2 protein-coding genes are annotated in these 2,644 nt (G+C 72.8%); both read right to left on the minus strand.

Annotated features, from left to right (window positions below):
- The gene (locus tag IF29_RS0140970) at positions 1-987 is read right to left on the minus strand and encodes a DUF389 domain-containing protein (protein WP_232242922.1); all 987 of its coding nucleotides are present in this window, start codon (positions 985-987) and stop codon (positions 1-3) included.
- 134 nt (positions 988-1,121) lie between these two features.
- On the minus strand, positions 1,122-2,543 hold the full coding sequence (locus IF29_RS0140975) for a DUF2252 domain-containing protein (protein ID WP_030267565.1): 1,422 nt from the start codon (positions 2,541-2,543) through the stop codon (positions 1,122-1,124).
- Between the last annotated feature and the right edge of the window lie 101 nt (positions 2,544-2,644).

Raw genomic sequence — 2,644 nt, forward strand, 5'->3', positions numbered from 1 at the left:
TCAGTTGCTGCCGCCGGTGCTGGTGGTGCAGGTGTCGCCGTGGGCGGGACAGGTGCGGGTGTTGCCGCCGACCAGGTGGATCTGCAGGGGGTGAGCGGCCAGGCCGGCGCTGTTCAGGGCTGTGCGGAGCTGACTGGAGGCGGGGGTCGGCGGGATGCCGAGGACGGTGACGACGATGGTGCCGGAGCGGGACTGGACGTCGGCGACCTGCCAGCGGCCCTGCGCGGCCCACTGCTTGGCCACCGGGGTCGCGTCGGCGGCGGTGGACAGGTCCTGCGAGACGGTGACCGTGCCGGTGGTGAGCGGGACGGCGACCAGGAGGACGGCGGCGGCCACCACTGCCAGGGTGCGGCCGGTGAGCCGGCCCAGCGGCAGGCCGGCCTGGCGGGCCGCGTCGCGGACGCGGTAGACCAGGAAGACGACGGTGCCGGTGGCCACGATGGCGGCCACGTTGGTGGCGAACAGCAGCGCCGACTCCCCCGCGTCGTGGTACCGGCCGACCTGAAGCAGCAGCCCGGTCACCGCCAGCGGCGGGACCAGGGAGATGGCGATGGCAACGCCCGGCAGGGTGTCCGAGATGTCGGAGCGGATCAGTGCGAAGGCCCCGACGGTGCCGGTGGCCAGCGCGCCGACCAGGTCGATCAGTCGGGGGCTGATGCGGCCCGCCACCTGGCTGTTGCTGGCGAAGTGGTCCGGCGGTGCGGCCACCACCGCGAACAGGTAGCCGACGGCGACCACCGCCACGGCCCCGCCCAGCACCAGCAGGATGCTGCGCTGCAGGTGCCGGTGGTCGGCCAGGACCAGCGCCAGCGCGCTGCCGAGGATCGGCGTCATCAGCGGGGCGACGATCATCGCTCCGATGACGGTCGCCGTGGAGTCGCCGATGACCCCGGCGGTGGCGATCACGGCGGCCAGTACCAGCAGCACCCAGAAGCGGCTGGAGCTCGGGCTGCGCCAAGACTTCTCGATGAACAGTGCGTCCGTCATGCGGTGCACGGCCGCGGTGTCGATGCCCAGCAACTGCGTCCTCTCCCAGGGCCTGCCCGGTCACTGACATCCAGTCGACCGGCAGCCGATCCGGCCCGCCACCGGGGCTGCGCCGTCCGGCGCAGCCCGATCGCTCATGCGGCCTGGGCGCTGACCCGGCCGCGGGCGGCGGCGTCCACCAGGGCCTGGTGGTCGCGTTCGTTCTGGTCGGCGTAGTGCTCGGCGAAGCGGGCCAGGGCTCGGTCGAAGGAGTCGTTGGTGCCGAGGTAGGCGGCGATCGCGATCCGGTCCCCGGAACGGGCGTGGGCACGGGCGAGGGTGGCGCCGCACAGGCGCCCGAACAGGCTCAGGCCCTCGGGGAGCATGGCCTGGGGTTCGGCGATGCCCTTCCAGTCGCGCAGCTGCCGGACGTAGAAGTCGCGGGTCCGCCCGTCGATGCCCTCGGCTCGTTCCCAGCCCAGCAGGATGTCGCTGGTGGCCTGCATCGTCCGCTGCCCGGCCACCACCCGCCGGCCCTGGTTGGTGTACTCGCTGGCGCCGGCGTGTTCGGCCAGCACCGAGGTGTCGGCCTCCTTGACCTGGAGCAGCAGCGGGTCCTGGTCGTCCCTGCCGAGCAGCAGCACGATCCAGCAGCGGGTCCCCACACTGCCCACACCCACCACCTTGCGCGCCACGTCGGCCAGGCGGTACTGGGCCAGCAGGTGCCGGTGGTGCTCCTGCAGCGTGGAGCCGTAGCGGGCGAGCAGGCCGCGCAGGGTGCGCTCCACCGTTCCGCGTTCCTGGTCCGGGAGCAGGTCGGTGATCGGCACGATCAACGGCGGGGCGGCGGTGATGCGGCGCTGCCCGTCGACGAGCCCGGTGAGCTTGTCGAAGGCCTGCAGGGTGTCGCGCGACCGTGCCTTGTCCAGGGTCCGGGCGACGATCCTGCCTCGGCGCGCGTCGAGTTCCCTGGTGGCCAGCGCCTGGAGCCGGTCGGTGTCGATGCGGGCGTACCAGACGTCGAGGTTGCCCATCCGGGCGAAGCCGCGCATCTGCTCGCGGTAGCTGCGGACGGTCGCGCGCACGATCGCGGCCCGTTCCCTGTCGGTGAAGCCGTTCTCGCGCCCGGCGATCACCAGGCTGGTCGCCAACCGCTTCACGTCCCACTCCCAGGGGCCGGGCAGGGTCTCGTCGAAGTCGTTGATGTCGAACATCAACCGCCGCTCCGGCGAGGCCAGCAGCCGGAAGTTCAACAGGTGCGCGTCCCCGCACAACTGCGCCCGGATCCCGGTCCGGGGCGTACCGGCCAGGTCGGCGGCCATGATCCCGGCCGCGCCGCGGTAGAAACGGAACGGGGATTCGATCATGCGTCCGTAGCGGATCGGCACCAGCTCCGGCACCCGGGCGCCGGACTGCGACTCCAGCAGCGCCACCGGGTCGAAGCGCCCCGACCCGGGCTCGTACTCCTCGTGGCTGCCGCGGGGCGCAGCTGCCCGGGCCGCCTTGCCGATGGCGGCCCGCTCCTGAACCGACAGGTGCTCCGCCGAGGGCCCGGCAGGCCTCTTGGTCTGGGTCATGGGCGAAACCTCCTGTGCACATCCGCTGACACCCCGAAGCCATGTACGACCAGCATGTCCGCGACCGCGCAGTCCCGCGTGCGGGGGCCGCCAACGGTGTG

Origin of the sequence: Streptacidiphilus jeojiense (genome assembly GCF_000719095.1) — a bacterium.
Classification (GTDB): domain Bacteria; phylum Actinomycetota; class Actinomycetes; order Streptomycetales; family Streptomycetaceae; genus Streptacidiphilus; species Streptacidiphilus jeojiensis.